The 19542-nt window shown below is 67.5% G+C and carries 15 protein-coding genes and 2 pseudogenes; 8 read left to right on the forward strand and 9 right to left on the reverse strand.

Annotation, left to right across the window (positions count from 1 at the left end):
* Positions 1-199: 199 nt before the first annotated feature.
* Positions 200-1294: a threonine synthase gene (locus ACFVXE_RS18870; RefSeq protein WP_389672310.1), complete on the forward strand. Its 1095-nt coding sequence runs from the start codon at positions 200-202 to the stop codon at positions 1292-1294.
* Between the two features lie 35 nt (positions 1295-1329).
* On the opposite strand, the gene ACFVXE_RS18875 is transcribed toward ACFVXE_RS18870, so the two are convergent.
* Both ACFVXE_RS18875 and ACFVXE_RS18880 read right to left on the reverse strand, forming a co-directional pair.
* Positions 1330-1812, reverse strand: coding sequence for a cupin domain-containing protein (locus ACFVXE_RS18875; protein ID WP_389672312.1), 483 nt, complete (start codon positions 1810-1812; stop codon positions 1330-1332).
* Positions 1813-2058: 246 nt separating this feature from the next.
* Positions 2059-2565, reverse strand: a complete 507-nt coding sequence (locus ACFVXE_RS18880) for a levansucrase (RefSeq protein WP_389672314.1) — start codon at positions 2563-2565, stop codon at positions 2059-2061.
* A gap of 101 nt (positions 2566-2666) precedes the next feature.
* Here ACFVXE_RS18880 and ACFVXE_RS18885 point away from each other — a divergent pair, with 101 nt between their 5' ends.
* The 3 genes and pseudogenes from ACFVXE_RS18885 to ACFVXE_RS18895 all read left to right on the forward strand — a co-directional run.
* The gene (locus tag ACFVXE_RS18885; RefSeq protein ID WP_389672316.1) at positions 2667-4694 is read left to right on the forward strand and encodes a PE-PGRS family protein; all 2028 of its coding nucleotides are present in this window, start codon (positions 2667-2669) and stop codon (positions 4692-4694) included.
* Between the two features lie 176 nt (positions 4695-4870).
* On the forward strand, positions 4871-5605 hold the full coding sequence (locus ACFVXE_RS18890; protein ID WP_389672317.1) for a carbonic anhydrase: 735 nt from the start codon (positions 4871-4873) through the stop codon (positions 5603-5605).
* A gap of 146 nt (positions 5606-5751) precedes the next feature.
* Positions 5752-5976 (forward strand): annotated as a pseudogene (locus tag ACFVXE_RS18895) (DNA-binding protein); the annotation flags it as partial.
* Between the two features lie 166 nt (positions 5977-6142).
* Here ACFVXE_RS18895 and ACFVXE_RS18900 read toward each other — a convergent pair.
* Complete coding sequence (locus tag ACFVXE_RS18900; protein ID WP_389672319.1) at positions 6143-7582, reverse strand: ATP-binding protein; 1440 nt, start codon at positions 7580-7582, stop codon at positions 6143-6145.
* A 414-nt stretch (positions 7583-7996) separates the two neighbouring features.
* Between ACFVXE_RS18900 and ACFVXE_RS18905 the strand changes: the two genes are divergently transcribed.
* The 4 genes from ACFVXE_RS18905 to ACFVXE_RS18920 all read left to right on the forward strand — a co-directional run bounded on the left by ACFVXE_RS18905 (position 7997) and on the right by ACFVXE_RS18920 (position 9650).
* Positions 7997-8248: a hypothetical protein gene (locus ACFVXE_RS18905; RefSeq protein WP_389672321.1), complete on the forward strand. Its 252-nt coding sequence runs from the start codon at positions 7997-7999 to the stop codon at positions 8246-8248.
* Complete coding sequence (locus tag ACFVXE_RS18910; protein ID WP_389672323.1) at positions 8248-8640, forward strand: DNA-binding protein; 393 nt, start codon at positions 8248-8250, stop codon at positions 8638-8640. The genes ACFVXE_RS18905 and ACFVXE_RS18910 overlap by 1 nt, the downstream gene beginning before the upstream one ends.
* A gap of 330 nt (positions 8641-8970) precedes the next feature.
* Entirely contained in the window at positions 8971-9246 is a 276-nt protein-coding gene (locus tag ACFVXE_RS18915) for a hypothetical protein (RefSeq protein WP_388382656.1), read from the forward strand.
* Positions 9243-9650, forward strand: coding sequence for a DNA-binding protein (locus tag ACFVXE_RS18920; RefSeq protein WP_389504924.1), 408 nt, complete (start codon positions 9243-9245; stop codon positions 9648-9650). The genes ACFVXE_RS18915 and ACFVXE_RS18920 overlap by 4 nt, the downstream gene beginning before the upstream one ends.
* 46 nt (positions 9651-9696) lie before the next feature.
* Here ACFVXE_RS18920 and ACFVXE_RS18925 read toward each other — a convergent pair.
* The 6 genes and pseudogenes from ACFVXE_RS18925 to ACFVXE_RS18950 all read right to left on the reverse strand — a co-directional run.
* Positions 9697-9774: pseudogene (locus ACFVXE_RS18925) on the reverse strand (zinc-binding dehydrogenase); the annotation flags it as partial.
* A gap of 796 nt (positions 9775-10570) precedes the next feature.
* The gene (locus ACFVXE_RS18930) at positions 10571-11599 is read right to left on the reverse strand and encodes a hypothetical protein (protein WP_389672325.1); all 1029 of its coding nucleotides are present in this window, start codon (positions 11597-11599) and stop codon (positions 10571-10573) included.
* Positions 11596-12876, reverse strand: coding sequence for a CHAT domain-containing protein (locus tag ACFVXE_RS18935; RefSeq protein WP_389672327.1), 1281 nt, complete (start codon positions 12874-12876; stop codon positions 11596-11598). The genes ACFVXE_RS18930 and ACFVXE_RS18935 overlap by 4 nt, the downstream gene beginning before the upstream one ends.
* Positions 12877-12879: 3 nt before the next feature.
* Entirely contained in the window at positions 12880-16452 is a 3573-nt protein-coding gene (locus ACFVXE_RS18940; protein ID WP_389672329.1) for a type I restriction endonuclease subunit R, read from the reverse strand.
* The gene (locus ACFVXE_RS18945) at positions 16452-17651 is read right to left on the reverse strand and encodes a restriction endonuclease subunit S (RefSeq protein ID WP_389672330.1); all 1200 of its coding nucleotides are present in this window, start codon (positions 17649-17651) and stop codon (positions 16452-16454) included. The genes ACFVXE_RS18940 and ACFVXE_RS18945 overlap by 1 nt, the downstream gene beginning before the upstream one ends.
* Complete coding sequence (locus ACFVXE_RS18950) at positions 17648-19393, reverse strand: N-6 DNA methylase (protein WP_389672332.1); 1746 nt, start codon at positions 19391-19393, stop codon at positions 17648-17650. The genes ACFVXE_RS18945 and ACFVXE_RS18950 overlap by 4 nt, the downstream gene beginning before the upstream one ends.
* Positions 19394-19542 lie beyond the last annotated feature (149 nt).

Genomic DNA, 19542 nt, shown 5'->3' on the forward strand with positions numbered 1-19542 from the left:
CGGGACGTCGGCGCACCCACACCCGCCCTCCGTCCACGGACCACCCCCAGCCGCCCATCTGCGCCGCGTCCACGTATCTCCGCAGCGGAACCGGTCAGTTGACCCTCCTCCGCCGGCCGCGGTGCTCCCACCGGCACCCGGCACGGGGTTCACCACAGCGTCACCGTGGATCCGCCGCACGCCTGACATGCTGGCCGGCATGGCCACCTACTTCTGCCCGCGGGACGGCGCCCGTGCCGCGACCACGTCCCTGACCTGGTGCTGTCCGGTCTGCCGCGGCCCCTGGGACCTCGAATCGGAGCCCACCGGACCTCTCTCGCTCAACTCCCTCGCCAGGCGCGTGAATTCACTGTGGCGCTACGAAGAGGTACTGCCGCTCTCCTCGCCCACGACCAGCCTCGGTGAAGGCCGCACGCCGCTCGTGCCGCTGACCGGCACGGTCTCCGCCAAGCTCGACTTCCTGATGCCGACGCTCTCCTTCAAGGACCGCGGCGCCGTGATGCTCGCCGAACTGGCTCGCCGTCTCTCCCCCGCACGCGTGGTCGCGGACAGCAGCGGCAACGCGGGAACGGCCGTCGCCGCGTACTGTGCACGGGCCGGGCTGCCCTGCACGGTGTACGTCCCCCACGGCACGTCCCCGAAGAAGACCGAGCAGATCCGGGCCCACGGCGCCCGACTGGAGATCGTCCCCGGCGACCGTGAGGCCACCGCGCTGGCCGCCCGCGCCGCGGCGGACTCCCCCGGCACCTTCTACGCCTCGCACGTCTTCAACCCGTACTTCCTGCACGGCACGAAGACCTATGTCCACGAGCTGTGGGAGGACCTCGGCGGGCGGCTCCCCGACGCCATCGCCGTACCGGTCGGCAACGGCACACTGCTCCTCGGGGCGGCCCTGGCCACCGCCGAGCTCCACGCGCAGGGGTTGATCGACACCCGTCCGGCCCTCGTCGCCGTACAGGCCGAGGCCGTGTCACCGCTGGCCGCAGCCTTCCACCGGGGCGCGGACGACCTGCCCGACGGGCCCGCGCCGACCGCGCCCACGCTCGCGGAGGGCATCGCCATCCCCCGCCCGCCCCGCGCCCGCCAGATCCTGGCGGCGGTGAGGGAGTCGGGCGGCACCTTCCTCACCGTGACTGAGGGTCAGATCCGCACGGCCCAAAGAGATCTGGCGGCCCGTGGCTTCTACGTCGAGACCACCGGTGTCGCCTGCTGGGCAGCGGTCGGCGGCTGGACGGACCGGAGCATCGTCGTACCGCTGTGCGGCGCGGGCCTCAAGACCGGGCTGGCCGCCTGAGTCAGGGCTCGTCGAGGGAGTCGGCGCGGCCGGGTTCAGTCCGTCCAGTAGGTGTCGTGCTTGATGAAGAACTCGGCCCGCTCCTCCTCCGGCCACTGCGCGACCTCCACCAGCTTCTCGAAGTACTCCTCGCGCGGCGCGCCAGGGGTGAACAGGAGAAGCATCGACGCCGGTGCGTCGGCATCGTTCCGGAAGGCGTGCAGCCCACCCTGCGGCACACGGACGAAGTCGCCCTGCGTGGCGTCGGTCCACCGCTCCCCGTCGAAGATCCGCACGGTCCCGTCGAGGATGAAGAACGACTCAGAGATCGTCCGGTGGAAATGCGTGGCCGGGCCGCCGGCCCCGGGCCCCAGGTTCATCCGGTACAGCCCGAACTCGCCGTGCGTCGACTCGGCCGTCGCCAGGTAGTGGGTGCTGCCGCCGTTTCCGGTCAGCAGGTTCGGCGCCGTGCTCGCGGGCCGGTACTCCGCGCTGATCCGGCCGCTACCTTCCGTATACACCGGTTCGGGGTACGACATGCGTCCCTCCTTCGTCGGCCGGAGCGCCCGCGGTCCACCGCACGTCGCCCACCGGACCGCGGCGCCGGGTCTCCGTGCGTGCCCCGGTGCGCCCCTCCCCCTCACGGTCCTCCCCGCCCGGACGGGCCGCACTTCTTCCCCACCGCGTCGCTCGCCCCCGAACCTCCGCCCCGGCCCCACCCGCCGCGTGCGGGCTCCCCGCCGGCCCGGTCGACAACCGGGATCCCCAGGCGCGGCGGTGGCCGCTCAGCCCCGCTGCCGCGGCTGGAAGTACAGGGCTCCCTTCTCGATGAGATGCCCTGCGTAGGCGCGCCCGATGGCCGGCTTCCCGTTGTACATCCCGACGTACCCCTGCGCCGCGTCGACGACGACCGGACGCGCGAAGCAGGCGAACATGTTGCGCTGCTTCTCCTCCGCCCAGGCCATCGCGGCCGGGTCGATACGGTCGCTGACCAGGACGGGGAAACAGGCGACGCCGGTCTGCATGCCGACGGGCAGCCCGCCCTTGTTCGCCTTGGCGTACGTGAGCACCTGGGTGGTGAACGTGTCGACGACCGGGACGGTGATCTCGGGCACCGCGGCGGCCACGGTGAACAGGTGCAGGTTGGTGGCCGCCCACCGCATCCGGAAGTCGGCCCGTCGGCCGACGAGTACGGGGACGCCCGCCCAGTCCACCCAGTGCGGCGCGCAGCCGTCGGCCGCCAGCCGGCTCTCGACCGACGCAAGGTAGTTCCGTATCGACTCATCGCTCATGGCGCGATTGTGCATGGACCGGGCGCCGTGCGGAATCCCGGGGTGCGAGTGGTCGAGGGGAAGGGGATGCGAGGCGGGGCCGCTCCGGCAGGATGGGCGCCATGACGAACCAGGGGGACGGCTACGCGGAGCTGTTGAGGCGCGCGGGGCTGGAGGTCGTGGGGGACGGACGGGACGAGGATGTGGTTCCGCCGTCGGCCGCCTGGCGCCCGGTCGCGGCTTTCGATGCGGCGCCGGCCGTGGCCGTACGGGAGGACCGTCCCGACCTCGTCGCCGAAGTGAACGCGCAGTGGCACCGGCTCGCCACCGAGCACGGGGTGATCGGCGGGGACGGCGCCTTTCTCGTCCATGCCGCCGCCGGAGCAGGCCGTGGCCGCGGGCCGCGCCGGTGGACCCGGGTACGGCTCACCGGGCGGTGGGACCTCGCCGGGGTACTCGCGGACCGTCCGGGACGCCCCGAGTTCATCACCGTCTCCGTGGACGGCGTCGCCCTGCTGGGGGCGACGTCCGAGGAGTACGAGACATGGCTCGTCGCGGTCGACGGCGTGAAGGAGCGGCTGGCGGAGGGGGCCCTGTCGGAGGCGCAGGAGACTTCGGATCAGTGCGAGGCCGCCTGGGCGGCGTTCCTCCGGCAGCCGCGGCCACCGGAGCGGCTGCGTGAGGCGTGGATCGACGGCCTGCAGTACAACCGGGCCGCGCCCGACGAGGTGCTGATCCGGCTGCTCGGAACAGCCACGCACCTGCTCTGGCGCAAGCCGCCTGCTGCGGTGGTCGACGCGGCCGTGAACCACCCCGACCGGAAGGTACGGGCCCGGGCTGCGGAGTCGCCGGCGGAGCTGACATCGGAGCAGTGGACCCGGCTCGTCCTGAACGAGCCGGGCGGTGCACGCCGCGTCCTCCTCGCCGAACTCGCCGCGGACCGGGGCGCCGAGCTCACCGACGCGGGGTACGAGCGGCTCGCCACCTCCCCCGACCCCCACGACCGAGCGAGCGCCGCCCGCTTCCCCGGCCTGCCCGAACGGCTGCTGACCGCCCTGGCGGCCGACCCCGATCCCCGCGTCCGGTCAGCGGCCGCCCCGCACGCCTGGCCGCACCTCGCCCCACGGGTGCGGGACGGTCTGCTCGCCGACCCCGACGGCAGCGTCCGCACGGCAGCGCTGTTCCGGCACTACGAGGACCACCCGATGCCCCGGTCGGTCTACGACGGACTGCCCCACGGCGATCACGCGGCGCAGACGTACTGCCTGGACCAGGAGCTCGCCGAACAGCTCTCCGTGCACCCGGATCCGTCCCGCCGTCGTGCACTCGCCGCCAATCCGCACCTGACGCGGGAGCTGGTCGCCGTCCTGGCCGGCGATCCGGACGACGACGTACGGCTCGCGGTCTCCGTACGCCCCGAACTCACCGAGGAACAGAGGGCGTCCATCCGTGTCGACATCGATCCGCACCTGATGCGCCGGGAGCTGCCCTGGATCGCGGCGCTCCACGACGACCCGGAGGCGATGCGCCGCTGCGCCACCTCGTCGCATCTGCTGCTGCGCAGCGGCGCCGCCCGCGCCAGGCGTCTGCCGCCGGACGTCGTGGAACTCCTCGCCCGGGACGAGGACCGTGTCGTACGCCTCTTCCTGGCCGAGTCGTGCGACGACGCGCCCGCCGAGCTGCTTCTGGAGGTGTGGCGATGGTGGTCGGGCAGCTTCACGTACCCCGACCGCCCGCGCGGCCACCCGAACTTTCCCCGCCGCAGCCTTCTGCGCCACGCCGCGGACCCGGACCCGCGCATGCGCCAATTGGCCCTGGACGACCCGGAGTCGACGGCGGAGCTGGTGGAACGCTTCAGCCGGGACAGCCACCAGGACGTACGCCACCGGGCGGCCACCGACCCGCGTCTGTCGCCCGCCTCCGCGGTGCGCCTGCTCGACGATCCACGGGATTCGGTGCGCCATGCCGCGGCGAGACACCCACGGCTGCCGGCCCGCACCCTGATCCGGCTGCTGCGGGACACGGCCACGGCGGGCGCTGCCGTGACGAATCCGGCGCTGCCCGTCCCCGTCATGCTCCACATGCTCGGTCTGGCCGCGACCGGGGCCACGCAGGACGGCTCGCCGCCGGGAAGCGGCCCCATCGGATGACGGGCGCCGGACGCGGATCCGAGCAGGAGCTCCGGACCCTCGGCCGGCAGCGTGGGCCGTCGGTGGCACAGCGGGCCGCCTCCGCTCGTGCCTGCCGCGGGGATCCCGCGTGGCGCTGAACAATCGCTCTGGCCGAGAAGTGCACCCGAGCCTCAGCGGACCGAGGGGAACCACCGATGAACCGAACCGGACATCCGGATCGCAGAGTCCTGCTCACGGGCGGACTCGCGGTCGCCACGGCCGCGCTCACGGGGTGTTCATCGACGAACGCCGCCCCGACGGCGGCCGGCGCCTCGCCGGAGGCGCGGCCGACCACGCCCGCCGCGGCGTTCGCGAGACTGATGGACGGCAACGCGCGCTGGGTGAGCGGAGACCTTCAGCATCCGGACCGGGATCCGACCCGGCGTCAGATCGTGGCCCAGACACAGGAACCCTTCGGGTCGGTTCTCGCGTGCATCGACTCCCGGGTCCCGCCCGAGCTCCTCTTCGACACCGGACTGGGCGACCTCTACGTGATGCGCACCGGCGGGGAGGCCATCGGCCCGGTGGTCACGGGTTCCGTCGAGTACGGCCCGATGACGAGCGGCACTCCGCTCATCGTGGTCCTGGGACATCAGCGGTGCGGCGCCGTCGAGGCCGCATACAAGTCCATCCGGGACGGCAAACCGCTGCCGGGGAACCTGGAGGCGCTCGCCAAGGCCCTGCGGCCTGCGTACGCGCAGGCGGCCCGGGAAGGCGGCGCGGACCCGGTCGAGACCATGGCCCGCGCCCAGGTGAAGCTGACCGCGGCCGACCTGCGCTCCAACAGGGACCTGGCCCCCCTCGTGGCGAAGCACGCCCTCGCCGTGGTCGGCGCCTACTACTCGCTCGACACCGGCAAGGTGGAAGTCCTCGCCGGCGCACCTTCCTGACCGGCCGGCCGGAACAGCTGCTCGTCGCCGGCCCGTCATCGACCGGCGACGGCACCCCGGCGCCGCCCCTTCGGCCCGCGCGGGCCGGCGCGAACGCGTCGAGCATGAGCGCCAGGCATGCGGACGGGGTCGCTCCGACTGCTCCGCCGACTGGCATCCGCCTGGCCACCAGCGCCATGACCACTCTTGAGGCCGATTACGAGCGGATCCACCCGGCCCGCATCAAGTGGGTCCTCTCCCGCGTCGACGTTCACGACGTCGCCAGAGAGGCCACCGACGAAGCCGCCGTCCTCCTTCGCGCCCATCACCTCCACGGCCACGAGCACGTCGGCGACGCCGCCTTCGCCGTCATCGCCCGACCCGCCGACAAGCGGAACGTATCGGGGCTGGATCCAACCAGTGGGGCCGATCCGGCCGAGGTAGACCTCGTCGCCGCGCTCATCTCGCAAGGTGCGAGTCGGAGCGCATTGCTGACGGTGCTCCTGTGCGGGGCTCCGCCGGATCACTCACGACGTGAGAGATCCCCGGACTTCGCGGCTATCGGGGCTGCCACGCCCGTACGAGGTCCTCCGGCCCCCAGTGCGCGGTGAGCGGCAGATCATCGGTCACCCCACAGCGGGAGACCGCGACCAGCGGAGTATCCGGGGCGGTACCGGGGACGGCGAGCATGTCGCGCACCAAGGCGTCGTACTCATGACGGCCGAAGGGATGGGTCTCCAGCCACTTGACTGACCCGACGAAGGACACCTGCCGGGCCACCGGCTCGCGGTCTGCACCGATGAGGTCGATCTCGGGGTTGTTCTGACGGTTCCACCAACCACCGATGGCCTCGGTCTCGGGCCACTCATCATTGGGCATCAGACGCAGCAAGGACTCGCGGATCAGTGGCTCGACCGCTCGCCCGCGCCAACTGGTCCATGACCGCTCGATGCGTTCCAGTGCCAAGTCACCGCGGCCTCGCTCGATGAGTGGGATCGCGCGTGCCAGGAACGCCAGCCAGAACCGCAGATACGGGTCGGCGATCCGGTAGCGCTTGTTCTTGCTGTCCGGCTTGACCGACAGGGGGAGATCAGCAGCCAGGACTCGCTTGGCCTGCAGCATGGCCAGCAGCGGGGAGAGCGTGCCGGACGGCAGAGCGCTGGCGCCGCCGGCCTGGGCTGCGATCGCACTGAACGTGCGCTCACCGCTGCCGACCGCTTCCAGTACGGCCCGTGAGTGCGAAGCCACGGGGAATTCTCCCAGCAGGGACAGCTCGCCGGCCACCAGCAGGGGCGAGAGAGGATTGGCGACCGACGCCTGCAAGAAGGCTGTACGCCCCATTCCCGGCCGCCACGACTGCACGATCTCGGGGAATCCGCCAGTGATCAACTGGGCGTCGACAGCCCCTGCGGCGTCGAGTTCGGTCATGGCCTGCACGTCGGCCAGGTTCAGGGGGTGGACGGTCATTTTCGCTGCCCGACCGAAGAACGGGCGTCCGTACGACTGCAGTGCCTCCATCACCGATGTATCGCTGCCAACCAGCAGCAGAAGCACGGGCTTGGAGGACAAGTGACGGTCCCAGACAGTCTGGAGTGCGCCCTCGAATTCCTGATCCTGCTCGACCAGCCAGGGCACCTCGTCGATCACCGCGATGCTGGGTGAGTCATCGGGTACCGCGAGCGCCAGCGAGCGCAGGGCCTGATTCCAGTCCTGCGCCTGAAGGCCGGCGACCAGCTCCGCCCCAGGCAGTAGCGACTGCGCGAGCGTCGCGGCAAAGTCGGCGCGCTCCGTCACGGGGTTGCGCCCACGGGTGGCCTGAAACACCACGTACGGCGCTCCCGAGCGGTCGCAGAACTCCTGGACCAGTCGCGACTTCCCTACTCGGCGCCGGCCCGTCATGATCACAGCCCGCCCCCGAGTGGCTCCAACCCCGTCTGCCACTGTCCGGTACTGCTCAGCCAGCAGCTCAAGATCTCCGGCCCGACCTTGAAACTCCACAACGCACCCCGTGGACATTTAACGTAGATAGATTCTTACGTAGATTGAATCTTACTTCACCTCGCGCCCTGATGTATCGAACGGGGAAAACCCAGGGGCCCGACTCCGAAGAGCCGGGCCCTTTCCGACCTGCACTTTTGCAGATCAGTGACGTACCGCATCGCGCCCACTACACGTTGAAGCGGAATGCCTGCGGGCCGATCCTGACCTGCGGCGTAGCACCGTCCAGGCCACCGACCTGGGATTTCGCCGTTTGGTTGCGTTGGCCCCCGGCGAGCACTTACGAGCGTCCTGCGGACTGTCTGCGGACCGGGCGACCTCCCGCAAGGCGGAGGGTGGAGCCCCGAGCCGCCTCCCCCGCGCTGCCATGACTTGCACACCCACAAAGTTACGACCGCCGGTAGGATCGACACCATGAGCAGTAGCAGAAAGTACTCCGTCAGCCTGCCCGAGGACCTTGCCGAGGCCGTACGCGCCCATGTCGGACCCGGTGGCTTCTCCGCCTACGTCGCCGAAGCCCTGGAACAACGGGTCGCCATGGACAAGCTTCGGGAGATCGTCGCCGACTTCGAGACCGACAACGACAAGCTCACCCGCGAGGAGGTCGAGGCCGCCCGCGCGCTGCTGCGCCATGACCACCGACAGGTCGGCGGTGCCGCCGCCTGATGCCCGGCACCCTGCTGCTCGACAGCGAAGGACTCTCCAAGCTCTACCGCAAGGACCGCACCGTCGTAGCGCTGGTCCAGGCGGCATCAGAGGAAGGCATCCGCGTGGCCACCAGCGCCATGACCACTCTTGAGGCCGATTACGAGCGGATCCACCCGGCCCGCATCAAGTGGGCCCTCTCCCGCGTCGACGTTCACGACGTCACCAGAGAGGCCACCGACGAAGCCGCCGCCCTCCTTCGCGTCCATCACCTCCACGGCCACAAGTACGCCATCGACGCCGCCTTCGCCGTCATCGCCCGCAACGCGCCCCAGCCGGTCACCGTCCTCACTTCCGACCCCGAGGACCTGACGCTCCTGTGCGGCCCTTCCGTAGAGGTCGTCAAGGTCTGAAGCGCCGGCAACAGCCACGCCGACCAGGTCGGCAGTCAGCCACAGCACTTCCCGGACGAGGACTCCCCGCGGACAGCCGCCTGCGCCCGGCCCTCCAACAAGCGGGCCGGGTGCCATCTTTGATGGAACGTCAGACGTTGAACCTGAACTCCACCACAACTACTCTGACCTGCGGTTATACAGGCACATCCCAGCACCATCCCAGCACGGGATTCCCTGCAAAGTACAAGAAGCTCCAGAAGCGCCAAGACTACGCATCAACGCCCGCCCCGGATACAGGCCGCACAGCACTCCAGACGCTGTAATAGTTTCTGTACTAGACTTGTGGCCATGAAGTCATCCCGCCCCGGTGGCACGGAGAACATCTCCGTGTCGATGCCCTCCGAACTCCTCGGTGCCCTGCGCACCCGTACCGGTAAGCGCGGCGTGTCCGCATACGTGACGGCGGCGGTCCGGCATCAGCTCGCCATGGACGGCCTCGCCGAGATCGTGGCTGCCTACGAAGCCGAGCACGAGCCGCTGAGCGATGCCGAGGTCCAGGCCGCGCAGAGCGAACTGTTTGGTGACGCACCGGCGCCCTACGCGTCGAACGACAGCGCCGCATGAAAGAGCCCGCGGCCAGGACCCTGGTCCTGGACTCCCAGGCACTGTCGCTGCTGCTGCGCAACGACCGTCAGATGATCGCCCGGATCGAGGCCGCTCGGCGCGTAGGCGTGCCCGTCCTCGTGTCGGCCCTGACAGTGGTGGAGGCCGTCTACGGGAAGACCGATAGCGCCCGGCTGCGCTGGGTACTCTCCCGCCTTCAGGTCCAGGACGTCACCCAGGCGGACAGCCTCGCCGCGGTGCAGTTGCTGAGCGACGCCGGCGGTCTACACGGCCACAAGTACGCCATCGATGCCCTCGTCGCCGCGATGGCGCTTCGCTCCCCGGCACCTACCCTCGTACTGACCTCGGATCGCGACGACTGGTCGAAACTGTGCGGCGACCGCGTACAGATCAAGGACGTCTGACCTCGGCGTTCACTCATCTTGAATCCACCTGCTGATCGTGACTGGATCACGACATCTGGACGACGACCTTGCCCTTGGCGTGACCCCGTTCCAGGTAGGCGAAGGCGTCGGCGATCTGCTCGAAGGGAAGACGCGGTCGGTGACGGTCTTGGGGGTGCCCTTGTTGACGAGGCCCGCCAGTACTTCGAGGTCGGCTCCGCTGGGGTGCATGAACAGGTAGCGGTAGCCGACACCCCGGCGGCGGCCCGCCCGGCGGATCTCGGCGCTCGCCGCTGCGTGGCGAAGATGCCGCAGTCGCTGGACTTCACCGGGGCGGCTGGGCTCCCGCTCGCCGGACTGATGGCCTTGCAGGCGCTGCGCGACGAACCGGCGGTCAAGGGGGATGATGCTGCAACTTCGCTTGCCAGGATGCGAGTTGACAGCGATTCGGTGTTCGTGCTCGTTCGCTGTAATTCGTGGCGTTGCCGTCGCTACTGCCGTCAGCGCTCTGCACCTCCGGCGAATTCCAGGAACGCCGAAATTCCGTCAAGCGGCTTTGTCGTGCGGAGTGGTCGGCCGGAAGGTCGCACGCGTAGAACGCTGAGAACCGGTTCGGGGAGGTGTGCGCACGCCTCCCCGAACCGGTCGGCGCAGTGTTACTCGGCCGTCTCCGCTTGAGTGGAGCGCCTGGTGAGCAAGGGCCGCACGCGCTTCAGGTTCGCGATCGCGCACTAGGTGTATTGATCACGAGCGCTGTCTCTCCGATCCCGCGGCTATGCCCAACGAACCCCGTGGGGTCATTTTGAAGGGCCCGGGAGGGTCGAGGTTCAGTGAGCGGTGCCACGGTCGGCTGCGCGAGACATAGCGGATCAGCGGTGGCGGCGTACACGAGTTGCGCGACGATGCAGCTCCTCTGGCGATGGGGACCTTGGACCGTCTCCTCAGCGCGAGTAGTCCGCGAGAGTGAGTAGCAGGTGTGCCGACTCAGCGCGCACGTGATCGGAATGGGCACCTGCCGGATTGAGGTGGCGCCCGCGAACATACACATCGGAGGCGTCGATGTTGACGAAACGGTGGTCGAGCGCGGAGTGCGGATACCGCTCGTCGAGTGGCAACAGGGGTGTGGTGAACATGGGCGCTGGGGCCGGACCAATTCCGGAGTGTCCGATGCCGGGTTGCTGCTCGGCCCGCAGGTGCCAGAACCCCGTCGCCCGGTCGTGACGGGAGTAAGTGGCGACGACGGGGCCCCTCATCGGAGCGCCGTCATGCGCCTCGCTCGGCATAATGTTCGGAAAGAGCGAGAGGAACGCGTCCCGGCTTGCCGCCATCTGGAATAGCAGCATGCTGTCGGCGGTAAACGGGCGGGATGGAGAGTGGTCCGTCACGCTCCAGCCGAGTGTGTCATCAAGGCGAGCGTCTGCCGACCATTGGACCGCCTCGCACAGGAAGCGGCAGCCGAAGGAGTGCCCGACGAGGTGGAGGTACTGCCCGTCTCGGTTGGCGAGCACGGGCGCTGCTTCAGGGTCGGCGCGCTCGGCGTCCAGATAGCCGAGGAGTCGGCCCAGGATGTGGGCGGCGTGGCCTCCTCCTTCGCGTGCGCCCATAGCGTGCGCACGGTCCCGGATCCTGCGGTAGCCGGTGGGGGTGACCAGGCTCGATGATGGCCAGCGCACGACGACACACCATGGGCTGAAGCCCTGGGCCGCTAGGGTCGGATACCGGGCCGGGGCTGTTACAAAGACGTCTTGCATCAGAGACAACAGTCGCTCAGCGGTGCGGTAGGCGGAGTCGGGCGAGGTCTGCCAACCATGGACATAGACGAGTATGTCCGTCGCCCAGACAGGCGGGGCGAGGCGCTCCGCGAAGTAATGGCGCAGCCAGGCCTCGGGCACAGGCTTACCCGTGTCAGCGTCGAGCAGCCAGCCCGCCGCATCCAGGTCAACGACCTCCACCGTGCCGACTCGGCTCATGCCTCGCCTCCACTTGTCCGATCCAGACGAGCATCCATGCCACAGTGCAGACCGTAGGCGAACCCCAGGGGATTTCGGTATCGGGCGGCGAAGTCCCGGGCCAACTCATGAGTGATCTGGCCAGCGGTCGCCGACCCGCGCAAGTAGCGGGTGACGAACTCGAGCGCGTACTCGGCAGCAAACGCCTGCGGCATCGCGATCTGCGGCCCGAGCACTCCCTGCGCGCCGTGCTCGATGAACATGCTCCCAAGGAACGCTCGGTCCGCACTCGCCTCGGAGACCCCGGTGTGGCAGGCGTTGAGTAGGACAAGCGGTCGGAAACAACCGTGCCGGTAGTTTGCCCTTAGCTCACGTACGGTGTGGCCGTCGAAGGGGGTGCCGTCGGTGAGCCTGACGACCAGAGTCGGGGGTTCGGGAAGGTTGCCGACGAACTCTCCGTGGCACCAGAAGTACGTCAACTGCTCGTCCAGCTCGGGCTTCCCCAGATCGCGGACGAGCTCCTCATAAGTCGTTCGCACGGTGTACTCCGTGCCCGACGCCAGTGCCTTCGCGACTTCATCCGCACGGGTGGCGCTGCCCACGCGGACGTCGTGGTTCAGGCTGACCGAGGGCCGCTCGTGGGCTGCTCCGGGCGGCCCGATCCACGCGTAGGCATCACCGGTGTGCTCGATCTGATGCCGATGGCCGAGGAAGCGAGTGAAGAGAACCTCCAAGGTTGCAGGCACGGTGGAATCTTCGGTTGTGCACAGCAATGGCCAGGGCAAATGTAGATCGGAGTCGAACCGCACCCGCAGCCCCTCCTGGGACAGGGCCGAACGCAGGGAGTTGCGGAACATCTTGGTCGGATCGTCGTCACCGCGCAGCAGAGTGCTAAACAGCAGTGATTCCCCGCTTCGAGCCAGATCGGCCACTATCCGGCGCAGCTCCTCCTCAGGTTCGGCACTGAGGTCCGCGTTCGTTGCGTACGGGCGCCGTCGGCCCTGTAGAGGCCGACCCAGATCGTCGACCGGCTGGAAATCAACGAACTCCGATTTCCATCGGGCACGGAGCCGGGCCGCCGCCCCATGGACCTCATCGGGCCGGGCATGCAGGTCAACCTTATGCTCGGTGCCGTGGAGTGCCGGAACGGCCGATCCTGACATCCGCGCCCGGATCCGACCTCCGCCAAGGACGTCGAAGCTGACGCGGAGGTCGGGAGCCTCCGTCGTCAGGTGCGGCAAGAAGCGGAAGCCGTCGCTGGGGTCCTGAACAATGCGGGTGGTCAATTCACGGGGCATGAGTCAGGCCCTCCCCGTGCGTGGCCGCGGCTGTCTATTTCCCGACCCACTGGGCTTCGTCTCCGTGATGGACAGGTCGGACTCCACCTGCTGCAAGACGGTGCCTGTGTCGTGATGCACCAGGGTGAACCGGATCCGGTGTGTGCCGGGCTCCAGGGCCGTGAAGCGGAACTGCCCGGATTCGGTGTCTCCAGGGTGGTACGCCATCGTGGCTGGTGCAACCTCCGCGCCGCTCAACGGCACGGCCACGATGTCCAGCGCGGGCCGCTCACCGGGGCGAGCCCAGGGATGCTGGGACTCAGCGACCAGCTTCAGTGTCACGTGTACTGGAGTCCCCACACTGGGGTTGTCGTCCAAGAGCGTCAGATGCGCTCGGCAGCGTGGCGGTGCCGAAGGCGCCGGAGGTGCCACGTCAACCGCAACCACGCTACCGGCGACTGCATAGGGCTCGACCGCTGCTTCGTAGAAGGCATCCGCGAGGGCCACGATGATCGAGTTGATCGCCGGCCCGTCGGTGAAGAAGTAGTCAGCCATCGTGTTGTGAGCGTCCTGGTTGTCAGCGACTGCCTCCGTGACGGCGGCTTGGAAGTCCTGTGACTCCAGGAACTGCTTCTTAGAGTTCACCTTGGTTTGCCGGACCAGGTTCGGGTCGGCAAGCAGCAGTTGCAAGAGGCCCTGTACGAACTCCCTGATCTGGGAAGCAGCGAACGTCTCGGCACCGAAGAGGTCGTTCATCTTGTCTATGACGACCTGAAGCGCGACGTACTTCGGATCCTTCTTCGCTCCCGTACCGGCGGCGCTGATGCCCTTCAGCTGCCCGTCACCCACGAGTGAGATGTCGACCGGAATCGCCTTGTTGTGCTTGACCCCGACCAGCACCACGTCGGAGAGGTCTACGTCGGCCGCCCAGGCGGACTCGGCAATCACCTTCTCCAGCAGACGCAGGAAGATCGAGAGCATCTCCATGTAGGGATCGCCGTAGTCGACGATCTGGGACATGAAGTCGTAAAGCCGTACGTAGGTGGAGACGTCCTTGCGGAACAGGTCGAGCTCTTGGAGCTTGACCTTGTCCTCCACTTCGATGGCCCGCGCGTAGCGGCGCCGGAAGTCGTGCTGCGCCGGGCTGATCGCCGCGGAGAGAGCATTGTTGCCCTTCCGCGTCACCCACAGTTCGGCGACCTTGCGGACGTCGTCCTCGGTGTAGATCCCGGCCTGGGCGAGCTTATTGGCCAGGTGGACGACGACATACGGGTCGGTCTCGGTCTCCAGAGTCGCGTTCTTGAAGTACGGCTCGAAGGCCGTCTTGATGTCCTCGGGCTTGTTGGCGAAGTCGATGACGAACGTCTTGCGCTTCTGCTCCCCACCAGCGGTGCGGTGGGTGCGGTTGAGGCGCGAGAGCGTCTGTACCGCGGTGACCCCGGACAACTTCTTGTCGACGTACATCGCCGAGAGCAGGGGCTGGTCGAAGCCGGTCTGGAACTTGTTGGCGACCAGCATGATCTTGTAAGTGTCGCCCTTGAACGCGGCCGCCAGATCAGCCCCGGCGCCGGGGTTCATGTTGGCCTCGGTAAATTCATCGTCCTTCGACGGCTGCGGGCCCCAGTCGCTGTGCCAGGTCTCGTCCTCGGGCATGGTCACCCCGCCCGAAAAGGCGACCAGGGTGCGGTAGTTGTACGAGGCGTCCTCGGCTCGGCGCTTAGCGATGTAGGCGTCTATCGCCAGCTTGTACTTCACCGCGGACTTGCGGGAGTCGGTCACCACCATGGCCTTCGCCTTGCCTTCGAGGAGGTAGGCGACGTTGGCGTGGAAGTGCTCGACGACGATCTGCACCTTCTGGCTGACGTTCGTCGGGTGGAGCTGAACCCACCTCATCAGCCCCTTGCGGGCGGCAGCCTCCTCGACCTCGCCTCCGTCACCGACCTCGGCCTTGCCGGCGATCTGCAGCGCGGTGTCGTAGGACTGGTAGCCCTTGAGGACGTCGAGGATGTAGCCCTCCTCGATCGCCTGCTTCATCGAGTACAGGTGGAACTCGCGCGGCTTGCCGTCGGGGCCCTTGCGGCCGAACAGTTCGAGGGTCTTGTTCTTCGGCGTCGCGGTGAACGCAAAGTAGGAGATGTTCTCCGATTCGGCCCGCTCGGTCATCTCCGAGGCCAGCACCGACTCCACATCGACATCCCCGCCCTCCTCGATCTCCTTGAGCTCCTCGGCCGTCAGTACCTGCTTCAGCTTCGAGGAGATCTGCCCCGACTGAGAGGAATGCGCCTCATCAGCGATCACGGCGAATCGCTTGCCCTTCAGGCTGGCGTCGGTCCGGATCTCTTCCAGGGCGTGCGGGAAGGTCTGCACTGTCACCGCGATGATGAGCTCGCCGCTCTTCAACGCCTGCGCCAGCAGACCCGACTTCGACTTCGCGCCGGCCTTGCGGACGTCCTGGGGACTGATCGTCGCGACAATCTTCTTGTTCCCGTCGATCTGCCGGATCGCATCCTGCAGCTGGGAGTCGAGCACGGTACGGTCCACGACCACGATGACGGAGTCGAAGACCTTCTTGTCGTCGGCATCATGCAGTCGGGCCAGCCCGTGGGCGGTCCAGGCGATGGTGTTCGTCTTTCCTGACCCGGCCGAGTGCTCGATCAAGTACCGGTGTCCGACACCCTCCTCCTTCACTGCGGCGACGATGCTCGTGACGGCCTCCCACTGGTGGAAGCGCGGGAAGAGCATGCTCGTACGCCGCACCGAGGTGCCGGTGGTGACGTCCCACTCCTCCTTGGTCTGCACGATCATCAGCCGCCCGATGACGTTCAGCCACGCGTGCTTCTCCCAGACGCGTTCCCATAGGTACGCCGTCGCCGACCCGTCGTCCACGCCAGGCGGGTTGCCGGCACCACTTTCGAAGCCGATGTTGAACGGCAGGAAGTGGGTCTTGTCCCCCTCCAGCTTCGTGGTCATGGCCGCTAGGCCGTTGGAGACCGCGAAGTGCACCAGCGCCCGGTGACCGAACGACAGCAGCGGCTCCGGGCGCCCGTTCGTCAGCGGGTTGCGGTCGTGCTTGTACTGGTTGATCGCCTCGTCCAGCGACTGGGTGAAGTCGGTCTTCAGCTCCACCGTGGCCACCGGGAGCCCGTTGACGAAGAACACCAGATCGATGGTGCGCTGGTCGGCAGTCGAGAAATGCACCTGCCGCACCACCCGCACCCGCATGGCCTCGTAGCGCGCTGTAGTGGTCGCGTTGAGCGAGGTATCGGGGCGGAACTGTGCCATCTTCAACCGGCCGCCACCGATGTACTGCACCCCGTTGCGGAGAATATTCAGCGTCCCACCGCCGTGCTCCAGCGGCTTGTCCAGCGCCGCGGTCAGCACGTCGAGGAACTTCGCCTGTGACCCCGCTGCCTTCAGCGCCTTCTCGTACGCCGGTTTCTGCGTGTCCTTCAGCCACTCGAACAGATCCGACGGGAACAACGCCCGCTCACGGTCGTACTCGCCGCCGTCGTGGTCGTTCACCGAGTACAGCCAGCCGCGCGCCTCGAGGTACTCGCAAATCTCCTTCTCGAAGACCGCCTCGTTGTGGTCGGCCATTACGCCGCCGCCTCTCGTACGTCGATCTGTCCTGTCACGGCCGCCGTGATCACCGCCGACCGCCGCTCCCTGGCGAGTTCAATGAACTGCTCAGTCTCCGAAACGAGTTCGTCAATCTTGGTCGTTTGCTCGTCGAGGTACGTAACGATCTGGCGTTGCTCCGCGAGACTCGGCAGCCAGATCGGTGTTGTGCGCAAGATCGGAAGCCGAACGTTTGCCACTGTCGAGCCGTTTGCCGAGAGCAGGAAGTGGTCCTGTACACGGTCCGAGTAGATCTGCCACAGCAGGAACTCTCCTACGCAAACTGCGTCGTTGATCCGAAGCAGGACCATCCGCTGGCCAAGGCAAATCTGCTCATTTGGCACCATGCATGCCTCACCGGCTGGCGCCTCACGGGTGAACAACACGTCGCCGACGGACGGTGCACCTCCAGCGTTCCGGGCCTCCCAAGTCTCCGCACTGACGGGCAGGCCGTTTCCCGGCCGAAACTTTCCATTCCTGACCGAGGCGGTTCGGACTGCCTCGTACACGCCATCATCCGCAACCTCCGGCGTCGTATGTGGGCAGTCGACGACATCCGTGCATGCGTGCTGTAGTCGGGTATTGGGCGGCCGGGTATCGAAGGCTCTGTCAACAAGCGCGTGGCGGCGCTCGTGGAGCAACTCGATCAGCCGCTGCTGCTCCTCGATGAGCGTGTCGATGCGGTCCGTCTCGCGGTCAAGGTAGTCGACGATTGAACGCTGCTCGTCGGCAGGGGGCAGTACCAGAGGCATGCGAGCGAAGGTGCCCCAGTTACGGAAGTCAACGCTGCGCTCGCGGACGTTCGGCGCCTGGGTTGCGAGAAAGCCGGAGGTGCCTAGGAGGCGCAGCAGACGAGCAAGGTAAGCGGGATCATCGCCCGCCACAGGCTCACAGACGTGGTAGACGGGTGAACCGTTGCCCTGACTGTCAGAGACGCCGACGGCGCCAGCAAAACCGTCGAGGGCGTGGAAGACCAGGTCGCCGGGCCGGATCTCCTGATAGCCGTTCTCGGTATCCGAGAACGTGTAGCCGTCCTCGCGGCGGTTTGAACGCAGAGTGACCGTGCCATCCCGGTAGGCGGTGATGACACCGAGCCCCGACCGGGCAGGTCGGTCCAGCGGTCGCAACACACGCCGCACCGTTGTCTCACGCCAGTCGGGCGGCGGCTTGGTCGTCACTGCTCCACCTCCCGCAACAGGTCGAGGATCTTGGCGACCTGCTTTTCCAGGTCGGCGTCGATCTCGGCGAGCGGGCGGGGTGGTACGTACTTGTAGAACTGGCGGGTGAAGGGGATCTCGTACCCCGTCTTGGTCTTGGCCCAGTCAATCCAGGCATCGGGAACGTGCGGCTTCACCTCCGCGTCGAAGTACGCCTGGATGACCTCGCGCTCCGCTGCCGCGCCAGCAGTCGAGCCGCCGTAGGTGAAGGGCACGTTCTCGGTGTCGCGCTTCTTCGAGTCGGGCTTCGGATCACCCTTGCGGTTGACGACGGGATTCCCGCCCTCGTCCAGCAGGGGGCGCTCGACGGTGACCGTCCAGTAGCCGAACTCGTCATTGCGCAGCACCTTGGAGAAGTCGGGATCGGCGTCCTCAAAGTCGGCGTAGAGCCGCACGACCTCGGCGCGGTCGGCGTCGCTGATCTCGCGTCCCTTGGCTCCGAGGTTCTTGCGCATCTTGGTCCAGAACGACGTGCCGTCGATCAGTTGCACCTTGCCCTGGCGGGCGGGGTGCTTGGTGTTGTCCAGGATCCAGATGTAGGTGGCGATGCCAGTGTTGAAGAACATGTTGGTCGGCAGGGCGACGATCGCTTCGACGAGGTCGTTCTTCAGCAGCCACCGGCGGATGTTGGAGGGGCCGGATTCGGCGGCGCCGTTGAAGAGCGGAGAGCCGTTCATGACGATGCCGACGCGGCCGCCGCCGTCCTCGGGTGCGCGCATCTTGTGGGCCAGGTGGAGCAGGAAGAGCATCTGCCCGTCGGACGTTGCGGGGAGGCCCGGTGCGAAGCGGCCGTAGGGGCCGGCCGAGTCGCGCTCCTCCTTGATCGCCTTGGCGTACTGCTTCCAGTCCACGCCGTAGGGCGGGTTGGACATGCAGTAGTCGAACTGGCGGCCCTTGAAGGCGTCGTCAGTGAGCGTGTTACCGAAGGCGATGTTGGTCGCGTAGTGGCCCTTGGCGAGCAGGTCGGACTTGCAGATGGCGTACGACTGCGGGTTGTACTCCTGGCCGTACAGGCCCAGCTTCGCGTCAGGGTTCCCAGCGAGCAGGTGCTCCTCTGCCAGGGAGAGCATGCCGCCGGTGCCGGCGGTGGGGTCGTACAGCGATCGGATGATGCTGCCCTCGGTGAGGTCGACGTCCCTCTCCGCGAAGAGCAGGTCGACCAGCAGTCGGATCGCGTCGCGGGGTGTGTAGTGGTCGCCGGAGGTCTCGTTCGCTGCCTCATTGAACTTGCGGATGATGTATTCGAAGGCGTCGCCCATGTCGGCGTTCGACACCACATCTGGGTGGAGATCGACCTTGCCGAATGACTTGACGATCTCGCGCAGGAGCCCGGCCTTCTCCAAGGCCAGGATCTCCTTCTTGAAGTCGAAGTACTCGAACACGTCCACGTCGGCGGAGAACCGGTCGATGTAGTCGGCCAGGTTGTCCGCCAGCCCGTCCGCGTCCTCCAGCAAGTTTGCGAACGAGTAGTTGGAGGTGTTGTAGAAGGTCCGCCCTGTGGCCTTCTTGACCTCGACCTTGAGCCGGTTCGGGTTCTCGAACTTCGTTGCCAGCTCTCGCACCGTCGCATGATCAGGCTTAAGGATGCAGTCGAGCCGCCTCAGGATCGTGAACGGGAGGACCACTGTCCCGTACTGGTTGGGGCGATAGGGGCCCCGAAGCTGGTCAGCGATCGACCAGATGAAGCGACCGAGCGTGCTCACAAGTTCCTCACGAGAATCGTCTAACAGTGCCGATCACTTTGCCAGAGCCAGCAGCCACCGTTCCACAGTTCAGCCACTCACCGGTGTGGATCCCAGCACCGGCAGCGCATCCGCGTCCCAGCACAATCCCAGCACGGTACGGATGACCA

This window comes from Streptomyces sp. NPDC058231, from assembly GCF_042882275.1.
Lineage (GTDB): Bacteria > Actinomycetota > Actinomycetes > Streptomycetales > Streptomycetaceae > Streptomyces.